The organism is Exiguobacterium sp. s122, from assembly GCF_018618475.1.
Classification (GTDB): domain Bacteria; phylum Bacillota; class Bacilli; order Exiguobacteriales; family Exiguobacteriaceae; genus Exiguobacterium; species Exiguobacterium himgiriensis.
Window position 1 is genome coordinate 158,407 of sequence record NZ_JACSMD010000002.1, and the last position, 26,517, is coordinate 184,923.

28 protein-coding genes are annotated in these 26,517 nt (G+C 49.8%); 6 read left to right on the forward strand and 22 right to left on the reverse strand.

Annotation, left to right across the window (positions count from 1 at the left end):
* Window positions 1-3: 3 nt before the first annotated feature.
* Genes KNP92_RS11545 through KNP92_RS11560 form a run of 4 tightly spaced genes read right to left on the reverse strand, consistent with a single transcriptional unit; the run spans window position 4 to window position 4,189 of the window.
* Window positions 4-546: a 4Fe-4S dicluster domain-containing protein gene (locus KNP92_RS11545; protein ID WP_070328098.1), complete on the reverse strand. Its 543-nt coding sequence runs from the start codon at window positions 544-546 to the stop codon at window positions 4-6.
* A complete protein-coding gene (locus KNP92_RS11550) occupies window positions 543-2,789 on the reverse strand; it encodes a molybdopterin oxidoreductase family protein (protein ID WP_214840665.1) in 2,247 nt (748 codons plus the stop codon). The genes KNP92_RS11545 and KNP92_RS11550 overlap by 4 nt, the downstream gene beginning before the upstream one ends.
* Complete coding sequence (locus tag KNP92_RS11555) at window positions 2,782-3,069, reverse strand: hypothetical protein (protein WP_214840667.1); 288 nt, start codon at window positions 3,067-3,069, stop codon at window positions 2,782-2,784. The genes KNP92_RS11550 and KNP92_RS11555 overlap by 8 nt, the downstream gene beginning before the upstream one ends.
* Window positions 3,050-4,189 (reverse strand): MFS transporter, encoded by a 1,140-nt coding sequence (locus tag KNP92_RS11560; RefSeq protein ID WP_214840669.1) that lies wholly within the window; start codon window positions 4,187-4,189, stop codon window positions 3,050-3,052. Before KNP92_RS11560 ends, KNP92_RS11555 begins: the two co-directional genes overlap by 20 nt.
* A gap of 133 nt (window positions 4,190-4,322) precedes the next feature.
* Between KNP92_RS11560 and KNP92_RS11565 the strand changes: the two genes are divergently transcribed.
* Window positions 4,323-4,694, forward strand: a complete 372-nt coding sequence (locus KNP92_RS11565; protein WP_214840671.1) for a DUF3221 domain-containing protein — start codon at window positions 4,323-4,325, stop codon at window positions 4,692-4,694.
* Here the strand turns inward: KNP92_RS11565 and KNP92_RS11570 are convergent.
* From KNP92_RS11570 to KNP92_RS11595, 6 genes are all read right to left on the reverse strand, one after another.
* Window positions 4,691-5,332, reverse strand: a complete 642-nt coding sequence (locus tag KNP92_RS11570) for a molybdate ABC transporter permease subunit (RefSeq protein ID WP_214840673.1) — start codon at window positions 5,330-5,332, stop codon at window positions 4,691-4,693. The two genes, KNP92_RS11565 and KNP92_RS11570, sit on opposite strands and share 4 nt — an antisense overlap.
* Entirely contained in the window at window positions 5,329-6,066 is a 738-nt protein-coding gene (modA, locus tag KNP92_RS11575) for a molybdate ABC transporter substrate-binding protein (RefSeq protein WP_214840675.1), read from the reverse strand. The genes KNP92_RS11570 and modA overlap by 4 nt, the downstream gene beginning before the upstream one ends.
* Before the next feature lie 110 nt (window positions 6,067-6,176).
* A complete protein-coding gene (gene ric, locus KNP92_RS11580; protein WP_214840677.1) occupies window positions 6,177-6,884 on the reverse strand; it encodes an iron-sulfur cluster repair di-iron protein in 708 nt (235 codons plus the stop codon).
* 170 nt (window positions 6,885-7,054) lie between these two features.
* Window positions 7,055-8,344, reverse strand: coding sequence for an isocitrate lyase (gene aceA, locus KNP92_RS11585; RefSeq protein WP_214840679.1), 1,290 nt, complete (start codon window positions 8,342-8,344; stop codon window positions 7,055-7,057).
* 66 nt (window positions 8,345-8,410) lie between these two features.
* Window positions 8,411-8,707, reverse strand: coding sequence for a hypothetical protein (locus KNP92_RS11590; protein WP_214840681.1), 297 nt, complete (start codon window positions 8,705-8,707; stop codon window positions 8,411-8,413).
* A complete protein-coding gene (locus KNP92_RS11595; protein ID WP_214840683.1) occupies window positions 8,704-10,884 on the reverse strand; it encodes a malate synthase G in 2,181 nt (726 codons plus the stop codon). Before KNP92_RS11595 ends, KNP92_RS11590 begins: the two co-directional genes overlap by 4 nt.
* A 175-nt stretch (window positions 10,885-11,059) precedes the next feature.
* Between KNP92_RS11595 and KNP92_RS11600 the strand changes: the two genes are divergently transcribed.
* Together KNP92_RS11600 and KNP92_RS11605 are read left to right on the forward strand one after the other, a co-directional pair.
* Window positions 11,060-11,506, forward strand: coding sequence for a MarR family winged helix-turn-helix transcriptional regulator (locus tag KNP92_RS11600; protein WP_214840685.1), 447 nt, complete (start codon window positions 11,060-11,062; stop codon window positions 11,504-11,506).
* On the forward strand, window positions 11,503-12,138 hold the full coding sequence (locus KNP92_RS11605; protein ID WP_214840687.1) for a nitroreductase family protein: 636 nt from the start codon (window positions 11,503-11,505) through the stop codon (window positions 12,136-12,138). The genes KNP92_RS11600 and KNP92_RS11605 overlap by 4 nt, the downstream gene beginning before the upstream one ends.
* Window positions 12,139-12,175: 37 nt before the next feature.
* On the opposite strand, the gene KNP92_RS11610 is transcribed toward KNP92_RS11605, so the two are convergent.
* From KNP92_RS11610 to KNP92_RS11650, 9 genes are all read right to left on the reverse strand, one after another.
* Window positions 12,176-12,838, reverse strand: a complete 663-nt coding sequence (locus tag KNP92_RS11610) for an NAD(P)H-dependent oxidoreductase (RefSeq protein WP_214840689.1) — start codon at window positions 12,836-12,838, stop codon at window positions 12,176-12,178.
* A gap of 16 nt (window positions 12,839-12,854) precedes the next feature.
* Window positions 12,855-13,466 (reverse strand): SAM-dependent methyltransferase, encoded by a 612-nt coding sequence (locus KNP92_RS11615; RefSeq protein WP_214840691.1) that lies wholly within the window; start codon window positions 13,464-13,466, stop codon window positions 12,855-12,857.
* Window positions 13,466-14,470, reverse strand: coding sequence for an ABC transporter permease (locus tag KNP92_RS11620; protein ID WP_214840693.1), 1,005 nt, complete (start codon window positions 14,468-14,470; stop codon window positions 13,466-13,468). Before KNP92_RS11620 ends, KNP92_RS11615 begins: the two co-directional genes overlap by 1 nt.
* Complete coding sequence (locus KNP92_RS11625; protein WP_214840695.1) at window positions 14,467-15,141, reverse strand: ABC transporter ATP-binding protein; 675 nt, start codon at window positions 15,139-15,141, stop codon at window positions 14,467-14,469. Before KNP92_RS11625 ends, KNP92_RS11620 begins: the two co-directional genes overlap by 4 nt.
* 37 nt (window positions 15,142-15,178) lie before the next feature.
* Window positions 15,179-15,907, reverse strand: coding sequence for a GntR family transcriptional regulator (locus KNP92_RS11630; protein ID WP_214840697.1), 729 nt, complete (start codon window positions 15,905-15,907; stop codon window positions 15,179-15,181).
* A gap of 79 nt (window positions 15,908-15,986) precedes the next feature.
* Window positions 15,987-17,411, reverse strand: coding sequence for a glycoside hydrolase family 1 protein (locus KNP92_RS11635; RefSeq protein WP_214840700.1), 1,425 nt, complete (start codon window positions 17,409-17,411; stop codon window positions 15,987-15,989).
* Window positions 17,412-17,451: 40 nt separating this feature from the next.
* Complete coding sequence (gene celB, locus KNP92_RS11640) at window positions 17,452-18,762, reverse strand: PTS cellobiose transporter subunit IIC (RefSeq protein ID WP_214840701.1); 1,311 nt, start codon at window positions 18,760-18,762, stop codon at window positions 17,452-17,454.
* Between the two features lie 23 nt (window positions 18,763-18,785).
* The gene (locus KNP92_RS11645) at window positions 18,786-19,130 is read right to left on the reverse strand and encodes a PTS sugar transporter subunit IIA (RefSeq protein WP_214840704.1); all 345 of its coding nucleotides are present in this window, start codon (window positions 19,128-19,130) and stop codon (window positions 18,786-18,788) included.
* A gap of 4 nt (window positions 19,131-19,134) precedes the next feature.
* Window positions 19,135-19,431 carry a PTS sugar transporter subunit IIB gene (locus KNP92_RS11650; RefSeq protein WP_214840706.1) on the reverse strand — a complete coding sequence of 99 codons (297 nt, stop codon included), beginning with the start codon at window positions 19,429-19,431 and terminating at the stop codon, window positions 19,135-19,137.
* A gap of 140 nt (window positions 19,432-19,571) precedes the next feature.
* Between KNP92_RS11650 and KNP92_RS11655 the strand changes: the two genes are divergently transcribed.
* Together KNP92_RS11655 and KNP92_RS11660 are read left to right on the forward strand one after the other, a co-directional pair.
* Entirely contained in the window at window positions 19,572-21,356 is a 1,785-nt protein-coding gene (locus tag KNP92_RS11655; protein WP_214840708.1) for a type I phosphomannose isomerase catalytic subunit, read from the forward strand.
* Window positions 21,357-21,369: 13 nt separating this feature from the next.
* Window positions 21,370-22,263, forward strand: coding sequence for an ROK family protein (locus tag KNP92_RS11660; protein ID WP_214840710.1), 894 nt, complete (start codon window positions 21,370-21,372; stop codon window positions 22,261-22,263).
* Between the two features lie 13 nt (window positions 22,264-22,276).
* Here the strand turns inward: KNP92_RS11660 and KNP92_RS11665 are convergent, their stop codons facing one another.
* Together KNP92_RS11665 and KNP92_RS11670 are read right to left on the reverse strand one after the other, a co-directional pair.
* Window positions 22,277-22,771, reverse strand: coding sequence for a hypothetical protein (locus KNP92_RS11665; RefSeq protein WP_214840712.1), 495 nt, complete (start codon window positions 22,769-22,771; stop codon window positions 22,277-22,279).
* Complete coding sequence (locus tag KNP92_RS11670) at window positions 22,768-24,285, reverse strand: sensor domain-containing diguanylate cyclase (RefSeq protein ID WP_214840714.1); 1,518 nt, start codon at window positions 24,283-24,285, stop codon at window positions 22,768-22,770. The genes KNP92_RS11665 and KNP92_RS11670 overlap by 4 nt, the downstream gene beginning before the upstream one ends.
* A 262-nt stretch (window positions 24,286-24,547) precedes the next feature.
* On the opposite strand from KNP92_RS11670, the gene KNP92_RS11675 reads away from it, so the two are divergent.
* Window positions 24,548-24,940, forward strand: coding sequence for a DUF6188 family protein (locus KNP92_RS11675; RefSeq protein WP_214840716.1), 393 nt, complete (start codon window positions 24,548-24,550; stop codon window positions 24,938-24,940).
* A 119-nt stretch (window positions 24,941-25,059) separates the two neighbouring features.
* Here KNP92_RS11675 and KNP92_RS11680 read toward each other — a convergent pair whose 3' ends face one another.
* On the reverse strand, window positions 25,060-26,511 hold the full coding sequence (locus tag KNP92_RS11680; protein ID WP_376778128.1) for a glycoside hydrolase family 1 protein: 1,452 nt from the start codon (window positions 26,509-26,511) through the stop codon (window positions 25,060-25,062).
* Window positions 26,512-26,517: the final 6 nt, after the last annotated feature.

Below are 26,517 nucleotides of genomic sequence, written 5' to 3' on the forward strand. Positions count from 1 at the left end.
CTATCAGTCGGAATAGACGCCAAAGAATTCAGGGACGTAATTCCATTTGTCGTCTTGTGACGGTTTTTTCCCTTCAATCATGTTCATTTGAACACGTTGGCGACGGAGTTGCATCATCTCGTCATGGTCGATAAATCGAATCGCATCGGACGGACAGACTGAGGCACACATCGGGGCAATATCGTGTTTTGACCGGTCATAACACATGTCACACTTGTACATTTTATTCTTCTCAAAATCGAACTTCGGAATCCCGAATGGACAAGCAAACGTACAGTTACGGCAGCCAATACATTTTTCTTCTGATGCCGATAACACGACACCTTCTGGCGTGATTTGAATCGCATTGGCCGGACAGACTTGCGCACAAGCCGGATTTTTACACTGCATGCAAATCATCGGAAACGTTTGGCGACTTTCAGAGAAATCAATATAGTCGACATAGTTGCGCTCGAGTCCATCGTGATCGCCACACTCGCGACAAGCCGCCTGACAGGCACGACAACCGATACAACGTTCAAATTCTAAATACATGACTTTATTCATGTCGTGTGGACCTCCTCACCCATGACGTGACAGCTCGTCGCAATCGCATGGTCCGCCACAAACGGTACGCTCGAACCGAGCGGGACCGTCAACGGGTTCATGTGCAACGGTGTGTTCGCTGGTAATTTCTTCAGTTGAACGGCGCATACTTTGAATTCTGGCATGCGGGACATCGGGTCCAAACATGGATTGGTCAATTGGTTGACGGCAAGTTCTTTTCCCCAGTGATACGGGACAAAGACGGTGTCTTTCCGAATCGCCTTCGTCAAACGTGCCTCGACGACCATCGCGCCTCTTCGTGTCCGTAATTCGACTTTGTCACCGGTTTGCAGGTTATAGCTCGAGGCGAGTTCCGGATGAATCTCGACGAACGGTAACTTAGACATTGTACTCAAGAAGTCGATTCGCCGTGTCTGATTGCCCGAGAGGTAATGGAAGACGACGCGACCGGTCGTGAGCGTGACCGGGTATTCTTCGTTCGCATATTCACCGGCCGGGCGATACGTGACGACAGGCAGATTCGCTTTCCCGTTCGCTGTCCCGAACCGTTCTTTAAACATCGTCGGTGTGCCAGGATGGTCCTCAGACGGACATGGCCAAAACACGCCATACTCGTTGTCGATGCGTTCCCACGTAATCCCGGAATAGTCGGCCGCGCCACCTTTCGTGGCGAGACGGAACTCTTCCCAAATGTCGCGTGCCGTCTTATACGGGAAGTATTGTCCGCGTCCCATTCGTTCAGCGATTCGCTGCATGATTTCCCAGTCCGGGAGAGAATCACCGAGCGGTTCGCGCACTTTCCGGATTCGAACGACACGTCCCTCTAGGTTCGTCGTCGTCCCTTCGTCTTCTGCCCACGAACAAGCCGGCAAGACCACGTCGGCGAACTCGCAAGATTCAGACATGAAGAAGTCACTAACGACGAAGAAGTCGAGTTTGTTGAAGCTGTCCCAAACGTACGGCAGGTTCGGCGCTGAGACGGCGGGATTCGAACACATGAGATGCATTGCCCGAATCGTTCCTGCTTGAATCTCATCGAACATCTCAAACGCTGAGACACCTGGTTTTGGCATCTCGGATGGATCAATGCCCCAGACACCGCTCACATATTCGACAGCTTTCGGGTCTGTGAGTTTTCGGTAACCAGGCAATAAGTCCGCTTTTTGTCCGTGTTCCCGCCCACCTTGTCCGTTCCCTTGACCCGTCATCGTCGCGACGCCAGAAGCAAACTTGCCGACCATTCCCCGCAGGAGCGCCATCGACGTGTAGAGCGAGACGTTGTCGACGCCTTTTGATTGTTGCTCGACACCACGGGCGAACAACATGACCGACCGCGGGCTCTTTCCGTAAATGTGACCTGCTTTTTCAAGTTTTTCGATGGTAATTCCGGTCACGTCACTCGTCCGTTCGAGCGTCCACTCGCGTACGGATGCCTGTAACGCTTCGTAGTTATCACAACGCTCATCCACGTACGCTTGATCGACGTAATCATGTTCGATGAGGAAGTGGAGTAATCCCATCGCCAGCGCTGCGTCCGTCCCTGGTTTTAAGTCGAGGTGGACGTCAGCCACGCGTGCCATCGGAATCTCACGTGGGTCGGCGACGATGATTTTCGCACCTTTGTCTTTCGCCTTCCAAATATGTTGCGTCGTCGTCGGATGACACTCGGCGATGTTTGAACCGGCGACAAAGAACGTATCAACATGCTCGAACTCCGTCCACGGTAGGGTCGCCCCACGGTCAATGCCAAGTGTTTTTAAGAAACCACCGGCAGCCGACGACATACAGAAGCGACCGTTATAATCAATGAATCGTGTGCCGAGTGCGACGCGCGCATATTTTCCGACGAGATAACATTTCTCGTTCGTCATGGAGACGCCACCGAACACGGACACCGCATCTTTCCCGTGCTCGCGCTGAATCCGTTTGAAGTTCGCTTCAATCACGTCGAGCGCTTCCTCCCACGTTGCTTTCTCAAACTTCCCGTTCCGTTTAATGAGCGGTGTCAAGATCCGGTCCGGATGCTCGATCGTTTGATAGGCCGTGACCCCTTTCGGACAGAGCTTGCCTTTATTGACCGGGAAATCATAACGTGGCTCGACGCCTTTGACAGCCCCGCTCTTCTCGTCGACGCGAATGTGCATGCCACACTGCATCCCACAATAACAACAGTGGGTCGTAATTAGTTTTTCGCCTGGTTTGACCAAGTTTTGTACGTCAGGTGAAGTTAAAAACTCACTCATCTTTTTCCCCTCCATAGAACGTCTCCGCTCTTCGTTTTGAAAATCCACTGACATGGTAGCCGTTGATGGTTTGTAGCGGATAATGCATCCCGTCACTCTCGGACCGTCCCAGCGCCGAATCGAGCCGAGCCCGACGCCGACACGCATGACATAAGTCTTGAACGGTATGCGCCGCATCGACTGGCACGAGTTGAATCGATCCTTCAAGCAACTGCTTCACTTGTTCAATTTCTTCACGTGTCCCGGTCGGTTCCCCGCATTTAACGCACAGGTGTTTCATCTTTTGTTTCATCTTTTGTTTCACCTTTCGTCTGTTTCGGCCGCCCGAACCCTGGCATCGACATGCCGGTATTCGTGTCGACTGGATGTGTCGGTAACTGCCCGTTCATCATGTTCAACTGCATTTTCACACGCATCTTCCGGCGACACGGTTGACAGTAATCGGATAACTGGGTACCGTCATTCAACCCGAGCTGTAGCGTATGGGCTTGAAGAATCGCCTGCACGTCCTCGACTTGATTGTCCGTTGCATAGCGTGTGCCACAACCGGAACAGACACGCGTCTCGTCAGCCTCGACTTCCCGATAGTTCATCGGGACGCTCGCCGCCATCGGTCGGACCGGCAAGTGGAACAGTTTGCCGAACGGGAAGTAGCATAAAAAGATGATGACGGTCAGCTGGTGGAATAGAGCGAGCTCGTGATGGATGAATCCGCCGAAAAATACGTAGGACACAGTCAATAAGAGCCCAGAGACGGTGACGATGAGCAACATGAGGAGCGGTAAAATATCAAATTCAAAGCGTTGCGTCACTTTCACATCTTGATCGTAAATCCGACGATATAACGCCATCAGTACACCGACGAGCAACATGAGTGCCGTAATATTCAATCCGTTATAAACGATTTCGGCAAACAGTCCATGGGCCGCCATCTTGATCGTCGGGATATTGAAGACGATGATTTGATACGTTTCGACATCAATCAAGTCAAACCGCATCCATTGGAACGTCAAGCCGAACGTGATCGCGAATGAGCCGAGGCATCCCCAGGCAATCAACATATGTTGACTCCATCGATACCACCCACGTTCCCAGATGAATTTCTGTAAGACGATATTATGGACGGTCGTCGTTGCAACGGCTTTACTCGCCCGCTTCTTTTCAGCTTTCATTTGTTTCAAACTACGCTTCAACACTTGTGAGGTGGCCGGACGCGCAAAGAACAACGTCAATCGCACGACCATGCCGATCATGCAAATAACAGCGGCGATGTAATAGCCGAACAGCGCCATATCGACGTGTTCGAATCGACCTGAAGCAATCCAAGTCGAGAGCACTAAGCTCGTGAATCCTACGAACGACCACTTCGCAGCAGTCGAATAAAAATAACGGTCGGACATCATGGTTCCCCCTTCTCTTTCCGAGCGACTTCATAGTTTCATCATAAAGATGACGTAAACACTTAACTGTTACTTTTTTCACAGATAAGTGATTGGAGACGTGACAGAATAATGAACGAAGGAGGAAGCGATTATGAAAACGTCCATTAAAATCTTTCTATTCCTGACGATCACGTGTATGCTTCTTGTTTTTTCGATTGGTTTCGTCTTTGCGAATCGAGCGACGACGGAACCCGATGTTGTCGGTTATGTCATTGAAATCAACTCGGACGATCAAACGGCACTCATCATTCAAGGCATTGATGCGACAGAGGCGAAACTTCCTGCTGACGTCTTATTCGAACGTAGTGCACCAGAAGATGTGAGTTGGTATAAGTTTCAAGTGACATCGACATTTAAGAAAATCTCGGTCGGTGACCACGTCGCGTTGTGGAAAAAGACCGGCCCGAGTATTTTAAACACACCGAACCGCGCCTATGTGAAAGCAGTCAACGTGCTTCGCTAATCGCGACGCTTGCCATAGCGCTCGCTTAGCCAGAGCACGAGAAACGCCAATCCGATCAACCAGCCGCTCCAAATGAGCGCTTGCGTCATGTTTCCATTCAACGTCGCCATGTAGATGGCCGTTGCGAGCGTCATCGTCTCCCCGGGGATGTTTCCTGCAATCATCATCGTAATGCCAAACTCACCGATAGACCGGGCGAATCCGAGCACGAACCCGCTCGTCAACGCCGGTAATAACAACGGAATCGTGACATATGTGAACAATTGGCGTTCGGTTCCACCAAGCACGCGTCCGGCTTCATACCATTCCGCATCCAGTTGGTTCAAACCGAGTCGAATCGTTTGATAGATGAGAGGGAACGCCGCCAAGGCGGACGCGATGACGTTGGCTTGCTTTGTGAACAAGAGATTGACCGGTAAAAACGAACCGAGTCCGTTATTGCCTAGTGCGATCAAGGCGTATAGACCGATAACAGTCGGCGGTAAGATAAGCGGCAATAAAAACAACGTGTCCACGAGGCGTTTTCCTTTGAACTGTCGGTGATGCATGAAGTAAGCGGCAGCGAATGCCACGACGAATGCGTTTCCCGTCGCGATCAAACCGACTTCGAACGTGAGTTGGATAGGCGAGAGCATCATTTCATAAACCCTTTTTCTAGAAAGTATCGCTGAATGTCTTCGTCGAACAGACGGTCATATACGTGACGTACATTGTCACGGTTTGCGAAACGGACGGCGGGATACAGAATGGGGCCTGTCGCTGCGGACGGGATCGGCTGAATCGCTTCTACTTTCTCCGTAAGTTCTGTTTTATAGACGAAACCCGCACTCGCGTCTCCTTGCTCGATGAGGGTCAAGACTTGTCTGACGTTTTGCGCGTAAATCAATCGCGGTTCAGTTTGTTTCCACATTTCGATTGAATCGAGTGCGCTTTTCGCATATCGGCCTGCTGGCACATTGACGGGATCACCGATGACGATGCGTGGGCACGTCTCTAACTCCAGCCAGTCTACGGCGCAACGCTTGCCTTTAGGCGTCACGAGCCACAACTCATTTCTCAAAAAAGGTCGTCGCTCCAGTACAGGGGGGGCTAAGGCATCGACATCTGCCTCGCTCGCTGCCAAGAAAAGATCTGCAGGCGACCCGTGATTGATTTGTGCACGCAACGCACCGCTCCCGTTCGTGACGACACGAATATCCACTTGATCTAGTTCGGCTTCCAATTGCTTCTCCACTTGTTCAAGCGCCGGCCCTAAACTAGCTGCCGCTAAAATCGTCACCGTCTCGTTTTCTTCATCCGAGGAGCTCGACCATACTTGACTCAACAACAAGGCGACCGTCACGCCAACTACTACAGCACTCATGCGTTTCATGAAGAATCACTCCTTTGCTTCTCCATTCATCGTAACGAGTCAGCCGAGTCACATCTGTATCAAATGTCACAAAAAAAGCATCTCCCGGATAAAAGGAGATGCTTTTCCGATCAAACGACCGTACGTGCCCGTGGGAATAAAATATTGTTTTCGAGATGAATGTGCTCAAACGTATCGGCTTCAAGTGCCTCAAGACGTTGATAGACGAGCCGATACGTCCCACATGCACCTTCAGGCGGAGTAAAATCATTCGTTACGTGACGAAGTGTTTTCAACAAATCGCCGGCTGCCGCATGCTCAGATTCGAGCGACGCCAAAATCGTTTCGAGCTCACGCGTCGTCTCTTCCGTCGGTTCCGCCTCATGACGAAGTAACGTTGGAAAATCTTTCGTTTCCTCTTTTACGATATGTTGTTCGAGCTCTAGCTTTAACTGGTTGAACAGCTGATGTACTTGCCCGAGATGTGGATGATGTTGCCCATGGACTCGAAACACTTTCGTTACGTAAGGCGTGAGTTGCGGAAGTTCGTCCGTCAAAAACTGATGGTGCTTATGAATGATATGTTCAACCAATTCGGATGACGAGGCGGCATCCCAATCGATACTCGTTTCATTCATCTCTTGTTTCCGTTTATATAAGGCGTTCACTTCTTCCAAAATCTCCTCAGTCGAACGTTTGGATTTGTCCGTCGCTTCCGCGAGTGGTCGATTCCCTCCGCAACAAAAGTCGATTCGATTCCGCTTGAAAATATCGGCTGCTTGCGGACACTGTTTCACGATATCCGATACGTGTGTGTCGCTCGTAAACGTGTAGATCATGTTGTACCCTCCTATTCGTTTTGACACGTTCAGCGTAGCAAGCGGCCTCGTTAGAAAAAGTGAAATACGTCACATTTCCTGAGGAAAAGGACGTCCGTTTCGAATTTGGACACAAAAACACCCTAAATCGGTCGGCGCGTTCCATCCAACAGATTTAGGGCATGATTAAATTAAGGCAAAATGGAAGGCGACGACGCCTCAAATTGTTCGGTTTCGGTCGACCCAGCGAGGGCCGTCGTCGACGACTGACCGCCCGAGATCACGAGCGATACTTCATCGAAATAACCGGTCCCGACCTCGCGCTGGTGGCGCGTCGCCGTGTATCCATGCACTTCGGAAGCAAACTCCGCTTGTTGCAGTTCAGAATATGCGGCCATTCCGCGTTCTTTATAGCCGCGTGCCAACTCGAACATGCCGAAGTTGAGCGAATGGAAACCAGCGAGCGTGACGAACTGGAACTTATACCCCATCGCACCAATCTCTTGTTGGAACGTGGCGATTTCTTCGTCAGATAGCTTCTTCTTCCAGTTGAACGACGGGGAACAGTTGTAAGCGAGCAGTTTCCCCGGGTACTTGGCATGAATCGCGTCCGCAAATTGACGCGCCTCGTCCAAATCTGGTTCGGACGTCTCGCACCAGACGAGATCGGCGTAAGGCGCATAGGCGAGACCGCGCGCGATCGCCTGGTCGATCCCGGCCTCGGTGCGATAAAACCCTTCAGGCGTTCGTTCCCCGATGATGAACGGGTGGTCGACCGGATCGATATCGCTCGTGATTAAGTTCGCCGCATGAGCATCTGTCCGGGCAACGATAATCGTTGGTACACCCATGATGTCGGCCGCAAGCCGGGCGGCAATCAAATTCTTCACGGCCGTCTGCGTCGGGAGCAACACTTTCCCGCCGAGATGTCCGCATTTCTTCTCTGAAGACAGCTGGTCCTCAAGGTGGACTCCCGCAGCTCCCGCTTCAATCATCGCTTTCGTCAATTCAAAGACGTTCAACACGCCACCAAATCCAGCCTCCATGTCCGCAACGATTGGTGCGAACCAATGCGTGTCGCCTTTTCCTTCCGCGGTCTGGATTTGGTCGGCCCGTTGCAGCGCCTGATTGATTCGTTTGACGACGCTCGGGACCGAGTTCGCTGGATATAAACTTTGATCGGGATACATGTGCCCGGAAAGGTTCGCATCAGCGGCGACTTGCCAGCCGCTCAAATAGATGGCTTCGAGTCCGGCCTTCACTTGTTGAATGGCCTGATTCCCCGTTAAAGCCCCAAGTGCATGCACGTAGTCGCGTTCATGGAGAAGTCTCCAAAGATGTTCCGCTCCTTTTGTTGCGAGCGTATGTTCAATTAGAACTGAGCCCCGTAGTTTCATTACCTCTTCCGCACTGTAAGGACGCTCCACCCCTTCAAAACGTTCCGACTGCCAGTTTTCCTCAAGCATCTGTTGTCCATTCATTGTCATTCCTCCTGTATTATATTAGTTGATTAATTTAAATTTTGTTATACAACAGATAAGCCATGCTTAATCTAAATACGCACAACATTCGAGTGCCGCCTTGAACGTAGAGTGTTCCATTCCACAACAGCGACAGACGTTCTCTTCGTCTCGTTCTTCCGGCTTCCGGAAGACGACCACTTCTTCGACAGATTCCTTCATAATTTGGAGCGATCCGTCCGTTCGATCGAGAATAAGACGCATCAAGTCGTTGCCGTATACGAACGCCGTGTTTGCGAGCGTAGCCGTCGATTCACCTGAAATGATGCGACGGACGACCCAACGTTCAATCAACTGTTCGCTTTCCATTTTTTTCGTCGTCATGATGAGATTCCTCCTTTAATGTCTTCTAGTGTCGATTGTTCGATAAATTCTCGGCGGCGCCGATGAAGAATCGGCTCCGTGTACCCGTTCGGGGAAAGATGGCCGTCAAACACCAAATCTCGCGCTGCTTGATAGGCGACAGAGCGCGCGACGTCAGGCGTCATCGGCCGATAATTTGAATCGTGTGCATTCTGCGCGTCGACGACCTCGGCCATGCGTCGGAGTGTCGTTTCGACTTGATCTTTCGTACAGACGCCATGATACAGCCAGTTGGCGACGTGTTGACTCGAGATACGTAGCGTCGCCCGATCTTCCATCAATCCGACGTGATGAATGTCCGGTACTTTGGAGCACCCGATTCCTTGTTCGATCCAGCGGACGACGTACCCGAGTAAGCCTTGCAGATTGTTCTCGAGCTCCTCATTCACTTCTTCATCCGTATAGATGCGCGTGGCAAGTGGGACCTCTAACAAGCGCGCTCGCAGTGATTCATTCATGGATTCGGTTAACAACTCCTGTTGGACTTGAAACGCATCGACTTGATGGTAATGGATCGCATGCAGGGTTGCCGCGGTCGGGGAAGGCACCCAAGCCGTCGTCGCGCCCGATTGGACGTGGGCGCGTTTGTCGCGGACCATGTCGCGCATCCGGTCCGGCATCGCCCACATTCCTTTCCCGATTTGACCGCGACGATAAAACCCCGCTTCAATCCCGGTGCGGACGTTCAATCGCTCGTAGGCGTCAAGCCAGTTCGCCATCTTCATCTCGCCTTTTCGCCGCATCGGTCCAACGGTGAGTGACGTGTGAATCTCGTCTCCGGTCCGGTCGAGAAACCCGGTGTTAATGAAGACGATGCGCCCTTTCACGCGTTCAATACAGTTCTTTAAATTGAGCGAGGTTCGCCGTTCCTCATCCATGACCCCGATTTTGATTGTATGGCGTGGTAACGCGAGCAAGTCCTCAATCGCATCGAATAAGTCGTTCGTGAAGGCGACCTCTTTCGACCCGTGCATTTTCGGTTTCACGATATAAATCGAACGCTCACGCGAGTTGCGCTTTGCGTCAAGATGGCGGCTCGCGATGAGCGCTGTGAAAATGCCATCCAAGATCCCTTCCGGTACTTCGCTTCCTTCGTCGTCGAGCATCAAATCCGTCGTCATCAAATGACCCACGTTCCGGTTGAATAGGAGTGCCCGGCCAGGCAACCGGCGTTCCGCCCCGTCCGGTCCGATATACGCTCGGTCTGGATTCAAGCTTCGGGTGATGCGACGGTCCCCTTTCATAAACACCGCTTCAAGCGTCCCGTCCATTAAACCGAGCCAGTTGTCGTACAGTCGTACTTTCTCTACCGCCCGAACGGCAGCGACTGAATCTTCACAGTCGACGATTGCGGAGAGAGCCGATTCAAGGATAACGTCGGCAAGACCGGCCGGATCCTGTTTCCCAATCGCATGCTCACGGTCGAGCTTTAACTCCACGTGCAAGCCGTTATGGACGAGCAACAGACAAGTCGGTGCTTCAGCGGAACCCGTGTAGCCTGCAAAACATTTCGGAGGGAGTGTAACGGATTGGCCGTCCACCACCGCGTATGCTCGGTCGCTTTTGACGAAATATCCGGTCACCTCGTGATGCGAGCCTCGCTCGAGCGGGAACGTGTCATCGAGGAACTGTTTCGCATAGGCAATCACCGCCTCCCCTCGGACCGGGTCGTATCCACTCGACTGTCCACTGTCTGTCTCGTCAATCACGTCCGTGCCATAGAGCGCATCGTATAAGCTACCCCACCGCGCATTCGCCGCATTCAAGGCGTAACGGGCGTTGTCGAGCGGCACGACGAGCTGTGGCCCCGCACCTTTGATTTCGTTGTCGATCTGGTGGACGTCGATGGAAAAGTCAGTGACGCTCGGCTCGATATACCCGATTGACGTTAGAAACTGCTCCAACGCATCAACGTCAGCCGTTCGACCTTGTTCCCTGTACCAGTCCTGTAACAGTTGTTCATACGTTTCCCGTTCTCGGAGCAACGCCTCGTTTCGGGTGCGAAATTGGTCAAGCAGATTCTCTACTCCGTCCCAAAACACCTGACGCTCTTCAGAATCAAGTAGCACCCGTGAAGCCACAAAATCGGATAACGCAGGATGAACATGATAGGTCCGGAGTCGTTCGTAAGCATTCAAACCATCACTTCCTTTCAAAATTGTTATATATCAGTTGAATTTAATATAAACTATTATATAACAGTTTGCCAACAGTTTTTTAAAACTTTTTATTTGCTTTGCTTTAAAGAACGCAGTACTATTCATTGTGTGACCTATCAATGATTGAGCTATCAATGAATAAGGAGGATTGCCGATGCGCGATTCCTGTTCGCTTAGCGACGAGATTCTCTATCAAATCATGACCATCCAAAAAGAGCTCGGGCAGGTGTTTGATACCGAATTGGACGGGCTGAGCTTGACTCGATTCGATCTTTTGAGCAACTTGCTTCACGTCGGTCCGCTGAATCAGCGCGAGCTGCAACAGCGTGTCGACGTTGACCATGCGGCCATCACAAGACACGTGAAGCAACTCGAGTCGGATGGGCTCGTACGGCGTGAACGTTGCCTGAAAGACAACCGCGTCATCTACGTCGAATTGACGGAGCTCGGGCAAGAACAAGTTGCACATTGGACCGAGCAAAAGAAGTGCTTATCGAATCGACTTTTTGTAAACATGAAGGTAGAAGATCAACATCGCTTACTCGACCACTTAAATACATTACAAACAAACATCCAACATGAAAGGAAGACCTTACTATGAATACAACGACCGAGAAAGACTTTATGGAAATCGTAAAAGGACGCCGCTCGATTCGTGTCTACGACGAGAGCGTCAAAATCTCGAAAGAAGAGATGACACAGATTTTAGAGGAAGCGACGACAGCCCCGTCTTCGCTCAACCTTCAACCGTGGCGCTTCGTCGTCATCGATAGCCCTGAAGGCAAAGAGACACTCCTCCCACTCGCAAGCTACAACAAGCGCCAGGTCGAGACGTCTGCTGCCGTTATTGCCATTTTCGCTGACTATCAAATGGCCGATTACACAGAAGAAATCTTCGATACGGCCGTCGAACGGGGACTCATGCCGCCGGAAGTACGCGACCGTCAAGTCGAGATGATTAAAGGCATCTATAAAGACGCACCGAAAGAAGCACTCAAGGACAGCATCTTGCTCGACTCCGGTCTTGTCTCGATGCAACTCATGCTCGTCGCACGCGCCCACGGCTACGACACGAACCCGATCGGTGGCTACGACAAGAAGAACATCGCCGAGACGTTTGGTCTTGAGAAAGAGCGTTACCTTCCGGTCATGCTTCTCTCTATCGGAAAAGCCGCGGAAGACGGCTATCAATCAGTCCGCTTCCCGGTCGACCGCATCACAGACTGGAAATAAGCAAAAGCTCAAGCGCCTCGGGCGCTTGAGCTTTTTTTCATCCGATATATTTGACGACTTCGTTGAAATCCCGGCGTGTCTTCGGTGCAAAATCACGAGCCCGGTGTCCGAACGCGACCATAACGGAAAGCGACCAAGCCCCACGCTCCATGACGCCTTCTGCGACTAATAGCTCGTCCATCTCGGCCTGATTGAACCCTTCAATCGGGCATGAGTCGACTCCGATTTGAGCGGCAGCTGTCATCATGTTGCCGAGCGGGATATACGTTTGACGTTTAATCCATTCCTGGAATACCCGTTCATCGTCAAGGAGACGATAATCGTTTTCTTGGAACGCCTGTACACGTTGAATCCGCTGTGCGTATTCGTCTTCCGTGCGTCCTTGCACATCGGTGACGATATGACGAATATAGTCGGAGTCATGACGCATCGCCTCAGGCGTACGAGCTAAAATCAAGACGAAATGGCTCGCCGTGAGCGCCTGTCCTTGAGCCCCCCAGGCATGTTCTTTAATCTTTTGAAGCAAGTCCTCACGTCGGACGACGACGAACTGCCACGGTTCGAAACCGAACGAGCTTGGCGACAGACGGCCCGTCTCTAGGATAAATTCAAAATCATCTTCATCAATCTTGCGGTCTGCATCAAACGCCTTCGTCGCTTGACGCCAACGGTACGCTTCCAAAATCTCTTTCTTCTTCATCCGATCCACTCCCCATTCACCAAGATGCTTCCATCATATCAAATCGATAGATGAGAAACCGCTCATGAAGATTCTTGAGTGGCAATCGCACGCCTTGCACGTATTGAAACGGTGTCTCATCATTTAAAAAATGCAAATATTCGTCTGCCGGATAATACAAGATGAGGTCAACCGGGCGTGGCGATTGCTCGACCGACGCGATAATGTTCGAGACGACGTCACGGAACACGTTCACCGAGAATGGATTGAAGAAGTAAAATCGGTTCGCCTCCGGCGGAATGATAAAGCGTTCGGCGTAGTCATGGATGAGTTGAACGCTTCCTCGGGTATGATGCTTTTTTGAATAGTTGATCCAGTTCTCAAGCGCCGCCTCATGGAAGCCACCGTCCATCTCGACTCCGATTGCGCGAACACGGAACGTATAGGCAAGATAAAACGGAAGACGCCCTTTCCCGGAGCCAAAATCCACGACCGTATCCGTCGCCGCGAGCGGATAGGCGTCCCGTAACAAGTCGAGCGCTTCATACGGGGTCGGTTCATAGCGGTGATACTCGACCGATGCCGGGAAGCCTTGCTGAGGCTTCGCCGTCTCGATTTGAAGCAATCGTTCATATTGTTGTTCAGTCATTAATCTGTCCTTCCTCGGACACTTCGGAAAAATGGATGACGTTGCATCTCTTTTATGAATGCATTCCGTTCTTGGAGTCCGACGTATCCGATATAAATCGGGATAAGCACTTTAAACCAACTCGGTACAAGTAAGATGCCTGTGATCGCGAGCGGAATCAGTCTCAGCCATAAGTTGCGATGGCTCGGAGTTCGTACATACAGGAGTAGCGCAAGCGTACGCTGAACTGAACCAAATCGATTTGGAGCAGGACGATAGAACGGTCGCTTCCGTAAGTTCGGCTTCTCTAAAATTCCTGATGTCGACAACAAGGAACGGTCAAACGACGTACGAACCTCAGCAGCATGCTCGACTTCTCGACTCACATACGCGTGGGTCGAAAGCCACCCCTCACTCGCGACTAGCGTCCAAGCGACCATGCCGCTACCTAAAAGGAAGGCAAGAAGCGGCACATTCGCTAGAAGCGCGTAGATCCATGACAACGAAATGAAAGGCAACAGCAGGCGAAGGATCCAATGACTTCGACGGATCTCCAGCATGTATCGAAGCCACATATGTAACCATGCGATAAATAACAATCCAAATCCGAACACAAGGATGGTCGCGATTGACCAGTCATGCAGCCTCAATACCGGAGCCATCAATCCAAGGACGAAGATGTATTTAACAACACTCATCACAAGCTGATAGCCTACGGAATAGCGCTTCATTATTCCGATTAACGCTCGATCTGCAACTAACGTGACATCCGCTCGTTCAAGCCATACAAAGAAATGATCTAGTAAAAACAAAAGCAGTAACATAACCGCCCAGGCGATCATCGGTATCTCTTCGAGCCATGGACGCTCACCTTGCCATAGCAACCTATATTGATACACGAGAAAAATCACCAACGGAATCACACCGTACAGAATAATCGTCCAGTCAAAGAGAAGTCTCCACGTCTTCCATTGATTGGTCAGGTGATGACGCACACGACGAACCCAGATGTCACGAATCCTCATCGCATCGCCACATCTTCCATCATGTCAAACAACGTTTTCCCTTCTGTCTCAAGCGACTCCCGCATCTGTTGCTTCGTCCCACTCGCAAGCATCGCGCCCGTGTCAATCCAAATAAAACGATCACACAATCGGTCAGCCGTATCGAGTACGTGTGTGACGAGAAGGATTCCTTTTCCACGACTTCGTTCTTCCTCGAGCAGACGTAATAATTGAATGGTCGTCGTCGCGTCAAGCCCGACGAACGGTTCGTCTACGAGTAAATAGTCCGCTTCTTGGATGAGCGCGAGCAAAATCATCGCTTTTTGTTTCATTCCTTTCGAGAACGAGGCGATGTAGTCGTGGCGTACCGCTTCGAGCCGAAACAGACGAAGTAGTTCTTCGGTCCGCCGGGGAACGGATGTACCGGTCAGTTCAGTGACGAGCGCGATGTGTTCAGCAAGCGTCAAATAGTCATAATAGATTGGTTGTTCTGGGATGTAAGCATAGCGCCCGCTGTCAATTGTCCCTTGCATCCACGGAATTGTTCCGGTTAGACAGGCGACGGTCGTACTCTTTCCCGCTCCGTTCGATCCAATCATGCCGACAATTTCCCCGGGATTCAATTCAAACGCGATATCATGAATAACCGGTTCTTGATTTCCATAACCTGCTTGATTGATTTGAATCTTCATATCTTCCTCCTTGATGACGTCACCTTCTCAGGAAACGTTACCGCACAATATTGACCGAAGAGAAGACGAATTTGTCATAGCGGTGCCGGGCGAATGAGTACTCGAACGGTTTCCCGTTACTCAAATAAACAACTTGTTCGACTTCAATGATCGGGTCGGTAATGTCATTTTTCAAATAGCGCCGGTCATATTCATCAGGCTTATCGGCCCGAATCATTTTATGCGAACTTGTAATAGTATAGCCGAGCTCTTCTTGGATGTAGCTATAAACCGACGTCTCTAAAATCTTACGTGACAAACCGGTAATAAGATTCGCGACCATGTACGTTAATTCAATCACATACGGTTCTTCGTCGACATATCGGACACGACGAATCTCATAAACCGGCTCTGTCAACTCAATCATTAAATGGTCGGCGATCTCTTGTGTCGGAAACTTGACTTCGAAATCAAGCACTTCGCTGCGTAAACTCCGGTCTCCAATGACTTGCGTTAAGCCTCTCGTCTCTTTACTAATGATATTGATTCGTTCTTTTTGAAAGCTAGCAGGTAAAATGAACGTTCCTTTTCCACGTTTTCGGTAAATCAAGCCTTCCATGACGAGAATCTCAAGGGCGCGCTTCATCGTCATGCGGCTGACACCAAACTCTTCTGCTAATTGAATTTCATCAGGAAGTGGCGTTTCAAGTTCATAGGCGTGTTCGTGGATGCGACGTCGAACCTCATCCGCAATTGACTCATATTTCGGTTTTTTCTTTGTAGACATAACTCACCTCATGTATAGACATATACTGATAATATATCAAAAAAAGCTGACAAAGAGTAGGTCCTCGTCAGCTTTTCCTTTATTCAGTAAATCCACCATCGGTAATCACACGCTTAAACCAATAGCCTGATTTTTTTACGGTCCGTGCTTGGGTCGTCAAATCGACCCCGACAAATCCATAACGGTTTTTATATGCATTACTCCATGACCAATTGTCCATAAACGTCCATAAGTGATACCCTTTCACGTTCGCTCCTTCTTCAAGCGCACGATGCGTCCACTTTAAATGCTCACGAATAAAGTCAATTCGATAATCGTCCTGCACACTACCCTCATCGTCGCGGTATCGCTCTTCTCCTTCGACGCCCATCCCATTTTCAGAGATAAAGCAAGGAATGTTGCCGTAGTGCTCTTTCAAGTTGATTAAAATATCGTATATCCCTTTCTCATATATCTCCCATCCGCGATAAGGGTTCATTTTTCTTCCCGGCATCTCATAAAAATCGAACAAATTCTCCGGCAGGAATGGAGCCTCAGGATTTGGCAAAGATGCTTTCGCTTTCACCCGACGTGGCTGATAGTAATTGATGCCGAGGAGGTCAATTGTGTGATTTCGAATGACGTCCATGTCCTCCGGGTGTCGAATCGGCATCGCGTCTTGCTCACGTAACACGTCTAGTAGCGCCTGTGGGAATGTCCCGAGAACGGACGGGTCCAAGAAAGAACGGTTAAATATCGCATCAGCCAATCGGGATGCACGTAAGTCGGCCGGGTGTTGACTGCGCGGATACGATGGGGTCAAGTTTAAAATAATCCCGATTTGACCGGTTTGGCCTTGTTCTCGGTACGCTCGGATCGCAAGCGCACTCGATAAAATGGAATGATACGCAACTTGAACGGCACGCTTAAAATCGACAACGTTTGGATAATGGAAGTCATATAAGTAACCTCCTTCGACCGGCACAATCGGTTCGTTATGTGTGAACCACGTTGTCACGCGGTCCCCAAATGTGGTGAAACATATTTTTGCGAACTGTACGTACGCTTCAACGACGTCACGAGATTCCCAACCGCCATGCTTTTGGAGCGCCATCGGCATATCGAAATGATAGAGATTGATGAATGGCTCAATCTCGTGTTTGAGGAGGCAGTTAATCACATTGTTATAGAACGTGATTGCCTCTTCATTCACCGCGCCGACACCTTCCGGAATGAGACGCGACCATGAAATCGAGAAGCGGAACGTGTTATGACCAAGCTCTTTCATAAGCGCGATGTCTTGCTCGTAGAGATGATAGAAATCGGAAGCGTCGGTCGCACTGACACCGTTAAAGAACCGATTCGGTTGTTCCATGTACCAGTAATCCCAAATATTTAACCCTTTGCCTCCTTCAAATGCTGCACCTTCCATCTGCGTCGCTGAAGAGGCCGTTCCCCACCAAAAATCGATTGGAAATTGATACGTGGCTGCTTCTGATGTTTTCGTTTGTGTCGGGTTTGACATAGACTCGCTCTCCCTTATCGTCTTATTCTCTTTTTCTTACTCATACCGCTTCGTCTTTTTGATTCGCAGCTTCTTCTTGTTCTTTTTTCACATTCAGCCGGTCAATGAAAATGAGGAATGGGAACCAAATCGCCAAGATGATGAAGAAGTTGACGAGTTGGAGTAATCCACCGGCAAGCGAGTTCGTTGCCATCATTCCGCTGATGAACATCGGAACTGTCCAAGGTACTGCGACTCCAGTCGGAGGCGGGACGAGACCGGTCGACATCGCGAAGTACGTGACGGTCACCGTAATGAGCGGGGCAACAATCCATGGAATCATGATGAGCGGATTCATGACGATTGGTAATCCGAAGATGACGGGTTCGTTAACGTTAAAAATCCCTGGTCCGAGTGAAAGTTTCCCGATTTGTTTTAACTGTTTTGACTTCAAGAACAACAAGATGGCGACGATGACAGCAAGTGTCGAGCCCGAACCACCGAGACCGACTGTGTATATTTCGACAAACTGTTTGCTGATGATGTTCGGAACGTCTCCAGTCGTTGTATATGCGTTCAAGTTCTCGAGTGACAGTGTGTTCCAAATCGGATCCATGACGGAGTTGACGATAACTTGTCCGTGCAGACCGAAAAACCAGAACAATTGGACAAAGAATATGGCAATCAACGTTGGGACAAGACCGTTACCTAGTTTAACGAGCGGTTGTTGGACAACGTTAAAAATGACATCGTGTAAGTTCGTATTAAACAAACTTGTCACACCGATATTAAGGAGCAAGAAGACGGTAAGCGTCAGTAAGGCGGGTACGAGGGCTGAAAATGATTTTGCTACTGCCGGCGGTACCCCATCCGGCATTTTGATTGTCCAATTCTTTTGGACGACGAACCGATAAATCTCACCCGAAAGGAAACCTGTGATCATGGCGAGAAACATCCCTTTTGCACCGAGCCGGTCAAGTGGAAGCACATTACCGACCGCATCTGTCATGCCTTCTACTTCAATGAGGAACGGTGTCAATAAAAGAAACGATACGAGCGAAATGGCGCCACCGAAAACCGCTTCGACGTTATAGCTTTTTGAAAGATAATAGCCGATACCGAAAACGACGAAAATGGACATAATGCCCATCGTGGCCGAAGGAGCGTTGCCTAGCGATGATTTGAATACGTTTAGTGTCCCTTCTGACATGAACTTGTCTAAAAACGGCAAGTTGGCAATAACGACGACGATTGAACCGAACATCGTAATCGGGAACGCGAGCATAAACGCATCGCGTAATACTTGCAAATATCGACTGTTGTTCAAGTAAGTCGCCATCGGCATGAGCAACTTGCTGATCAATAAGAACATTTTGTTGTCCTGTGACATAGGATTCACCCTTCTTGATTAGGATTTACAATCTTTTGCTCCATCATCTCAATCAGACCCGCAGTCAAATCCAGCATCGTCTGGGTCGACATGAGATGATCTTCAGCATGAAGGAGTAACAGCGACATGTCCGTCTTCTCCCCGTTCGCTTCTTTTTGAATTTGACCGAAGTGCGTCTGGTGTGCTTCTTTCAACTGTTCACGTGCCGTCGTCAGTTTTACTTCAAACGCCTCATATGAACCATCCTTATACGTTTGAATGGCTTCTTGGATCGTGCTTCGTGCGTTCCCGCTATGCAAAATCATCATGAACGCCATTTGCTCTAACGTCAGCTCTTCTGTCCCTTCCATAACCTCACCCCATCAGTTTAATTGCTTGCTCATACGCTGCTTTTCCATTCGCCGTTCCATAAGCCATCATATCGATGACTTCGACCGGTTTCGATGTTTGCGCTTTCAATTTATCGAGCAAAAAGCGCATTTGAGGCCCAATCAAAATGACGTCTGCCTCTTCCATTTCCGTGTTGACTTGATCTTGACCGACAGCCCAAATCTTCGCTTCATCCCCAATGGACACCGCATGCTGCTGCATTTTTGTAACAAGTAGACTCGTCGACATTCCTGAACTACAAGCAAGTAATACTTTTTTCATATCCAATCACTCCTTTTATGAAATCGTTTACAAATTTAATTATACACATGATTATTTTCATGTCTATACTTGATTTAAACTTTGTTTAGTTTTTATATTTAAAAGTGTATATTAAAATAAATGGAAGTGAGGGAATGAAGATGACTGCGATACCGTTACAGCCACATTTTGAGTACCGCCTTTGGGGAGGGGAACGTTTAAAGCGTTTTGGATTTCAATTTAAAGACGCTTCGATCGGAGAAGCTTGGACGGCCTCAGCACGGCCGAATAAAGGGTCCATCGTAACCGCTGGACCCTTTGCCGGAATGACACTCGAAAAACTGTATAACGAACAGCGAGAGCTGTTCGGAATTGAAGCACAAACGTTTCCTTTACTTATCAAATGGATTGATTCGAATGAAGACTTATCGGTCCAAGTTCATCCGAATAATGAACTAGCTCGTTTGCTCGAGAACGAGCCATACGGAAAAAATGAGTGTTGGTATATTCTCGACGCACCAGCAGGAGCAGAAATTCTTTATGGTCATACGTTTGAATCAAAAGACACGCTGCAACAATCACTTTCAGACTCTCATGTCATGTCCGGATTGAGTCGAAAACATGTCAGCCAGGGAGACTTCATATACGTGCCGGCAGGGACTGTACATGCACTAACGAAAGGCGTATGTGTTTTAGAGATTCAACAAAGTTCAGATACAACGTATCGACTTTATGACTACGGACGTCTCGAACAAGCTACCGGAAAAGCACGAGAGCTCCATATTTCTAAAGGTGCACAGGCCACGTTCACACCTCACATCGATTATATGGAGCCTCCTTTGCCACTCGATCACTTCCGGACTCGACTGACACATAACCCTTATTTCTTCGTTGAGAAATGGATGATTACGCAACACGAGATTGTCGAGACGGATACCTTTCGTCTGCTTTCCGTTGTTGATGGAACAATCGAGGTAGATGGTGTCTCGTTCGATATTGGGGCTACACTCATTTTGCCCGCTAATCAATCGTTTCATTTATCTGGAGAGGCCACGTGTATCGTTACTGGCGTCGCGCCCTTAACGAAACCGATGGCCCGCATCGGCATTGACATCGGGGGCACACAGACACGCGTCGCAGTGGTTTCTACAGATGGGCGGGTTGAGAAGCAATTTAAATTTAAGACACGACCCCATCTTGGGCTCGATCAATTGTTACATCAAATCGCCCTCATCGTTGGGCAGTTCAAACTTGAATATGACATCGCGCAAGTCGGAATCGCCGCCCCTGGCCCGCTCGACTTAAAGCATGGTTCCTTCTTGACACCACCAAACCTCCCGAACTGGCATTATCAAGCGATTGTTGAGCCACTCCACAACCGCCTCCATTTGCCCGTCACACTAGAAAATGATGCCAATGCAGCCGCTCTTGCCGAGGCTAAGTTTGGTGCTGGCCGCCATGTCGATTCGATGTTTTACGTTACGGTTAGCACAGGGATTGGAGGTGGATTCGTGTATAAGCAACAGTTGATTAGCGGGGCACATAATAGTGCCGGTGAAGTGGGAAACATGATTATTCGAACAGATGGACCGACGCACCCGACCTTGAACAGCGGGGCACTTGAAACAAGGGCAAGCGGAACGGCACTTCATGAACGTGCCTTAAAGAAAGGATTTTCTAATTCGACGACACTTCTGCATAACGATTCAGAACGTGACATGTTCGTCGATGACTTGGCGACTGGACTCGCAAATATCATTCATACAATCGATCCTGACTTGATTGTCCTTGGAGGAGGCGTAACGGCGTCCGCTCCGCTATACTGGAATCAACTACAAGATGCGGTCGCGATGCGAGTCTATCCTCATTTGAGAGGTGAAACGCCTCTCGTTTTGCACCAATTGCAAGGTGATGCCGGCGTGATTGGGGCCGCATTTTTAAGCTAAGGAGTGAAGCAGGGTGGAACAATATTTAGCTATCGACATCGGTGGGACAAGTATTAAATATGGACTTGTCTACGCGGACGGCACGCTTCAAGCGAGCAACCACGTCCCGACACCCGCGACATGGGACATCTTTTTAGAACGATTAGACGACATCTTTACGACTGTCAACGCGACAGTAGTCCTTGACGGCCTCGCCGTCAGTGCTCCTGGTGCGGTCGACTCATCGACCGGCATCATCCATGGGGTCAGCGCTGTCCCTTACATCCATCATCGACCGTTTCTCGATGCCCTCCGCGAGCGTTACGCGTTACCGGTCACCGTGTTGAATGACGCTAATGCGGCCGCGCTCGCTGAAGGGTGGACCGGTGCGGGAGCTGCCCTCGAACGATTTGCGACGGTCGTCATCGGCACCGGAGTCGGTGGTTCGTTCGTCAACAAGGACGAAGTGATGATTGGATCCCATTTCCATGGTGGCGAGTTCGGCTACTGGATTCTCGACCCGTCTCTCCCCCAGCCGGATGGGGCATGGAGTGCGATTGGATCCACATCCGCGCTCGTGACACGTTGTCGTGAACGACTCGGACGACCCCTGTCCGGGCATGACATCTTTGCGCTTCAAACCGAATCTGCCATTCAAGAGGAGTTAGAGCGCTTCTACCGTTGGAACGCAATCGGTTTATACAATATCCAATTCAGCTTCGATCCGGAACGTATCTTGATCGGCGGCGGGATTAGCCGACGCCCGGAAGTCCGGGACGGCATTAAGCGACACCTCGATGCCTTATGTGACGCGCTTGGGACGTTGCGCATCGACGTCGAGACGTGCGCTCACTTTAACGAGGCGAATTTGATTGGTGCCGCTCGATTTCATATGTTGAACGTCAAAAAGGGTTCCGCTCATTTGTGAGCGAAACCCTTTTTTATTGTGCAATCCGGTCTTCATGAAGCTGTTGATACACTTCTTCTCGAATCGCTTGTGCGGTACGTTCATGTAAAATCATATGCGCCCGAATAACATGGTTCGTACGCTCATCAATCACACCGGTCTCTAAATATCGGTCTAAAATCGGTATACTGAAATCGCTGAGCGGTAAATATGCGATTGGAATATGGTCTTGACCGGCTTGAACCGATACGTGGATACCGTTCACTTCTGGAAAGAAGTACGACTCAAAATATGGTTCGATGACCAGTTCGTCAATCGAGGCATCGCGCGCTGTCGGAATCGTCGTTGGCAAAGCGATAAAATATACCATCTGATCAAAGGAGAACGACACATCTTGTAGAGAAACATTGAGTCGTGTCGCTTCTCTTTTCGAGATTCGACGTAACATCAATCGATAGCAAGGTCGACTTGTAAAGAGTAGCGTTCCGACGAAGACGATGGTCATGATCATGACGCTAAACTCATTCATAACGGCACTCCCTCCCAGCGGCACACTTGATTCTTTCCTCGCGACTTCGCTGCATAGAGTGCCTGGTCCGCGCATTCAATCAGCTGCTCGCTCGTCTGTTGACGGAGTGTATGCTTCGAGGCGACCCCGAAACTGAGCGTCAACTGTCCGCTCGGCTGCGTCTCCCCGTGTGTGAACGACGTGTTTAAGACCGCCGTTCGAATCGATTCTGCCACGTGCATCGCCTCGACCTCATCAAACTTCGGCAACAAGACGACGAATTCTTCGCCGCCAAATCGATACGCCATCTGTTCGTCCGGCACACTGTGGCGAATCACACTCGCGAGACGTGTCAATAGTTCATTGCCCGCCAAATGCCCGTTCGTGTCATTGTAATGCTTAAAATGATCGATATCCATGACGATGAGCGATAACTCCTCGTCCTCACATTCCCGGAATAGCACGTCCAAGTCTTGTTCAAACGAGCGATGATTCTTTAGCCGCGTTAACCCGTCACGTAAAGCGAGTGTCTCGATTCGTTGATAGAGCGTCGTCTGATGTAAAGCGAGCGACGCTTGTTCGGCAATCGGCCGGACCCCGTCAATCTTTTGCGGCGTAATCGGCTTCTTGTTGACGACGTTATCGATTACGAGAAGTCCGTAAGGGATGCCTTGATGATGGAGCGGAAAAATCGTGCACTCGTCCATTTGTAGCTCCGTATGTAACAGACGAAGCACCGGGTCATCCGTGATGCTCGCATAAACGTGAGCAGGCCGACCTGTATCCAGTGTCTGCCGGAACACGTGATTACTGTTAAACGGCATCCGCATCTTACGAATCCGCTCGTTCAACTGCGCATCATGAATCGTACTCGCTTCCTTTTCGTCAATCAATCCTTGAAGATCGAAATGCTGGCGCGTGATTTCCTCCCAAATTTGAAACCCTTCCTCCGGGTTCATCGGTCCTGTTCCCATTACGCCATAAATACTATCCTTCTCTGGATCGGCAAAGAAGATGATGGAACGGTTGAAACCGAGTCCATGTCCCGCTGTCACCGATGTTAAAATCGTCTGCAACAATCGATCTAAATCGAGTGTGTCTTGCATCGTGAAACTGACTTCCCGAAACACGTTCAACTGCCGTGAGCTCGCCGTCAACATACGCAACCGGTCCGACCGCTCCTGTTTCAACTGTTTGACATAACCGAACAGGAGTGCCGCACCGAGACCGAAGAAAATGTAACTGAAAAGAAGCGGAAATGAGAGCGTCCCAGACTGGCTGAACACGAGGAGCCAGCTGGCAAGGATGGCCACAAGCATCCCTCTCCACCGAAAGCAAACAAGTCCGGTGACGATAAGGAGGAGCACCGACCAATGAACATCGTAAAAATCAAACAAAATCCCATGCCAAATCACGACGAGACTGCTCGCCCCGACGAGAAGCCAGCGATTCAAGATTGGGGTTGTCATTAACCGGAGCACATTGATCACAATCGTAATCAGCACGATGCCACCAACCCATATGCCGTATATCATTCTGTCCCCTCATTTCACCAATCGTTCTCTCTTCTCATTATAAAACGATTCGTAATATGTGGGACATACTTTGTCCAATCACTGACCAAACTTTTAAGTTCTTTGAAAGATTTTCCAATCTTTCATTTGTCTTCATTTTACATAATGTTTTCGTATACTTTAGTACAGCAACGTGAAATGATAGAGATACCTAACCTTAAATAAGCGAGGTGGAAGCGTGACCCGTAATACAAATAGTGAACCTTTGACTATTTTGACACATTTGTTTAACACGACGTCGTTCGTTGGAATCGACTTCGGCTCTGGACCGAATCACCACCTGCTTTATTTTAAACGCGGCAATGACCATGAAGCTTGGCTGTCCATTGAAGGACCATGGCATGTCCATACCGCGGACGCTGTATTTGACGAGGCGCTACAATTGCAGCGTCTCATCGATTTACGACGTGAGCGGGTACATCAGGTTCGTCTTGGAGATGGACACCCCCATCTTGAATTGACGTTTGAGTCCGGCCACACGTTATTCGTGAACGGTTTTCATGAACAGTATGAAAGTTGGCAAGCCGGTGATGCCCGCCCTCTCGGAGGAGATCAATACTTACTTGTCGCCATGCCACAAGGCGAACTCGCCGTCTTTGTCGAGGAGGAAGCCTGATGGGCGTCTGGACGGAAATCGCGACGTATATGTTGATTGCGTTCGGAATCAGCCTTGCCATTATCGTATTACGTAAAATAACCAAGTCATAACAAAAGAGCGGCCGCGGCCGCCCTTTTTTATTTGACCTTCTCATCTTCGAATAGGCTTGCCCCGTTCGTCTGGATGACGTCTTGATACCAGAAGAACGAATCTTTCCGTGAACGCTCGAGCGTCCCTGACCCGTCGTCATGCTTGTCGACGTAGATAAATCCGTACCGTTTGCTATATTCCCCCGTTGACGCACTGACGAGGTCGATACAACCCCAGCTCGTATAGCCGATGACGTCGACGCCGTCCTCCATTGCCTCGACCATTGCTTTTAGATGGTCACGCAAGTACTCGATGCGATAATCGTCATGGACCGATCCGTCCGCTTCGACGTTGTCATACGCACCGAGACCGTTTTCGACGATGAAGAGCGGGAGCTCATAGCGCTCATACAGTTTGTTCAAGATGACGCGAAGTCCCATCGGATCGATTTCCCAACCCCAGTCGCTCGCTTGAAGATACGGGTTTTTAACGCCGCTCATGATGTTCCCCGCTGCTTCGTCTTCCGTCTTCTCCGCCTTCTCCGTCCGTGACATGTAGTAGCTGAGCGAGAAGAAGTCGACCGTGTTTGCTTTCAAAATATCGAGGTCTCCGTCTTCAACGACGAGTTCAATCCCGTTCTCACGGAAGAAACGTTTCGCAAACGACGGATATTCGCCGCGCACGTGTACGTCGCCACAGAAGAAATTCATCATGCGCTCGGCATCATGCGCATACCAGATATCTTCCGGATTCGAGCTATACGGATAAACCGGTGCCGCGATCAGCATACAACCGATATGCGCTACTGGATCAATCTCACGGACCGCTTTCGTCGCGAGAGCACTCGCCACGAGCTGATGATGAAGTCCCTGATACGTCAGTTGCAATTGGTCGTCGCCTTCACGAATGGCCATCCCAAGGCTGAGCATCGGCATGAACTGGGCACCATTAATTTCATTGAACGTCAGCCAATATTTGACCTTGCCTTTATAACGCTCGAACAAGACGCGGCTGTAACGCTCGAAGAACGTCACGAGGCGACGGTCACGCCAACCACCGTATGCTGTCGCTAAGTGGAGTGGCATCTCATAGTGTGAGAGGGTGACGAGCGGTTCGATTCCTTGTGCGACGAGCTCATCGATGACGCGGTCGTAAAACTTTAGACCTTCCTCATTCGGCTCCATTTCATCCCCGTTCGGGAAAATACGTGACCAGGCGATGGACATCCGGAACGTCTTGAATCCCATCTCCTTGAACAAGGCGATATCTTCTTTATAGTGGTGATAGAAGTCGATGCCTTCATGGTTCGGATACGTATAGTCTTCGTGAAGGGCAAAATCGAATGATGGATCATGAATGATGCGCATCCGGTCTTTTCCACCTGGCATGACGTCCGCGATGGATAACCCTTTTCCGCCTTCTTGATACCCGCCTTCAAATTGATTGGCCGCTGTGGCGCCGCCCCATAAAAAGTTCTTCGCTACTTGTTTCATGTCCATTTCCTC

Bases quoted from the DNA above. Each gene is read 5' to 3' on its own strand.
- KNP92_RS11545 (WP_070328098.1), bottom strand. From the start codon at position 546: ATGAATAAAGTCATGTATTTAGAATTTGAACGTTGTATCGGTTGTCGT.
- KNP92_RS11550 (WP_214840665.1), bottom strand. From the start codon at position 2,789: ATGAGTGAGTTTTTAACTTCACCTGACGTACAAAACTTGGTCAAACCA.
- KNP92_RS11555 (WP_214840667.1), bottom strand. From the start codon at position 3,069: ATGAAACACCTGTGCGTTAAATGCGGGGAACCGACCGGGACACGTGAA.
- KNP92_RS11560 (WP_214840669.1), bottom strand. From the start codon at position 4,189: ATGTCCGACCGTTATTTTTATTCGACTGCTGCGAAGTGGTCGTTCGTA.
- KNP92_RS11565 (WP_214840671.1), top strand. From the start codon at position 4,323: ATGAAAACGTCCATTAAAATCTTTCTATTCCTGACGATCACGTGTATG.
- KNP92_RS11570 (WP_214840673.1), bottom strand. From the start codon at position 5,332: ATGATGCTCTCGCCTATCCAACTCACGTTCGAAGTCGGTTTGATCGCG.
- modA (WP_214840675.1), bottom strand. From the start codon at position 6,066: ATGAAACGCATGAGTGCTGTAGTAGTTGGCGTGACGGTCGCCTTGTTG.
- ric (WP_214840677.1), bottom strand. From the start codon at position 6,884: ATGATCTACACGTTTACGAGCGACACACACGTATCGGATATCGTGAAA.
- aceA (WP_214840679.1), bottom strand. From the start codon at position 8,344: ATGAATGGACAACAGATGCTTGAGGAAAACTGGCAGTCGGAACGTTTT.
- KNP92_RS11590 (WP_214840681.1), bottom strand. From the start codon at position 8,707: ATGACGACGAAAAAAATGGAAAGCGAACAGTTGATTGAACGTTGGGTC.
- KNP92_RS11600 (WP_214840685.1), top strand. From the start codon at position 11,060: ATGCGCGATTCCTGTTCGCTTAGCGACGAGATTCTCTATCAAATCATG.
- KNP92_RS11605 (WP_214840687.1), top strand. From the start codon at position 11,503: ATGAATACAACGACCGAGAAAGACTTTATGGAAATCGTAAAAGGACGC.
- KNP92_RS11610 (WP_214840689.1), bottom strand. From the start codon at position 12,838: ATGAAGAAGAAAGAGATTTTGGAAGCGTACCGTTGGCGTCAAGCGACG.
- KNP92_RS11615 (WP_214840691.1), bottom strand. From the start codon at position 13,466: ATGACTGAACAACAATATGAACGATTGCTTCAAATCGAGACGGCGAAG.
- KNP92_RS11620 (WP_214840693.1), bottom strand. From the start codon at position 14,470: ATGAGGATTCGTGACATCTGGGTTCGTCGTGTGCGTCATCACCTGACC.
- KNP92_RS11625 (WP_214840695.1), bottom strand. From the start codon at position 15,141: ATGAAGATTCAAATCAATCAAGCAGGTTATGGAAATCAAGAACCGGTT.
- KNP92_RS11630 (WP_214840697.1), bottom strand. From the start codon at position 15,907: ATGTCTACAAAGAAAAAACCGAAATATGAGTCAATTGCGGATGAGGTT.
- KNP92_RS11635 (WP_214840700.1), bottom strand. From the start codon at position 17,411: ATGTCAAACCCGACACAAACGAAAACATCAGAAGCAGCCACGTATCAA.
- celB (WP_214840701.1), bottom strand. From the start codon at position 18,762: ATGTTCTTATTGATCAGCAAGTTGCTCATGCCGATGGCGACTTACTTG.
- KNP92_RS11645 (WP_214840704.1), bottom strand. From the start codon at position 19,130: ATGGAAGGGACAGAAGAGCTGACGTTAGAGCAAATGGCGTTCATGATG.
- KNP92_RS11650 (WP_214840706.1), bottom strand. From the start codon at position 19,431: ATGAAAAAAGTATTACTTGCTTGTAGTTCAGGAATGTCGACGAGTCTA.
- KNP92_RS11655 (WP_214840708.1), top strand. From the start codon at position 19,572: ATGACTGCGATACCGTTACAGCCACATTTTGAGTACCGCCTTTGGGGA.
- KNP92_RS11665 (WP_214840712.1), bottom strand. From the start codon at position 22,771: ATGAATGAGTTTAGCGTCATGATCATGACCATCGTCTTCGTCGGAACG.
- KNP92_RS11670 (WP_214840714.1), bottom strand. From the start codon at position 24,285: ATGATATACGGCATATGGGTTGGTGGCATCGTGCTGATTACGATTGTG.
- KNP92_RS11680 (WP_376778128.1), bottom strand. From the start codon at position 26,511: ATGGACATGAAACAAGTAGCGAAGAACTTTTTATGGGGCGGCGCCACA.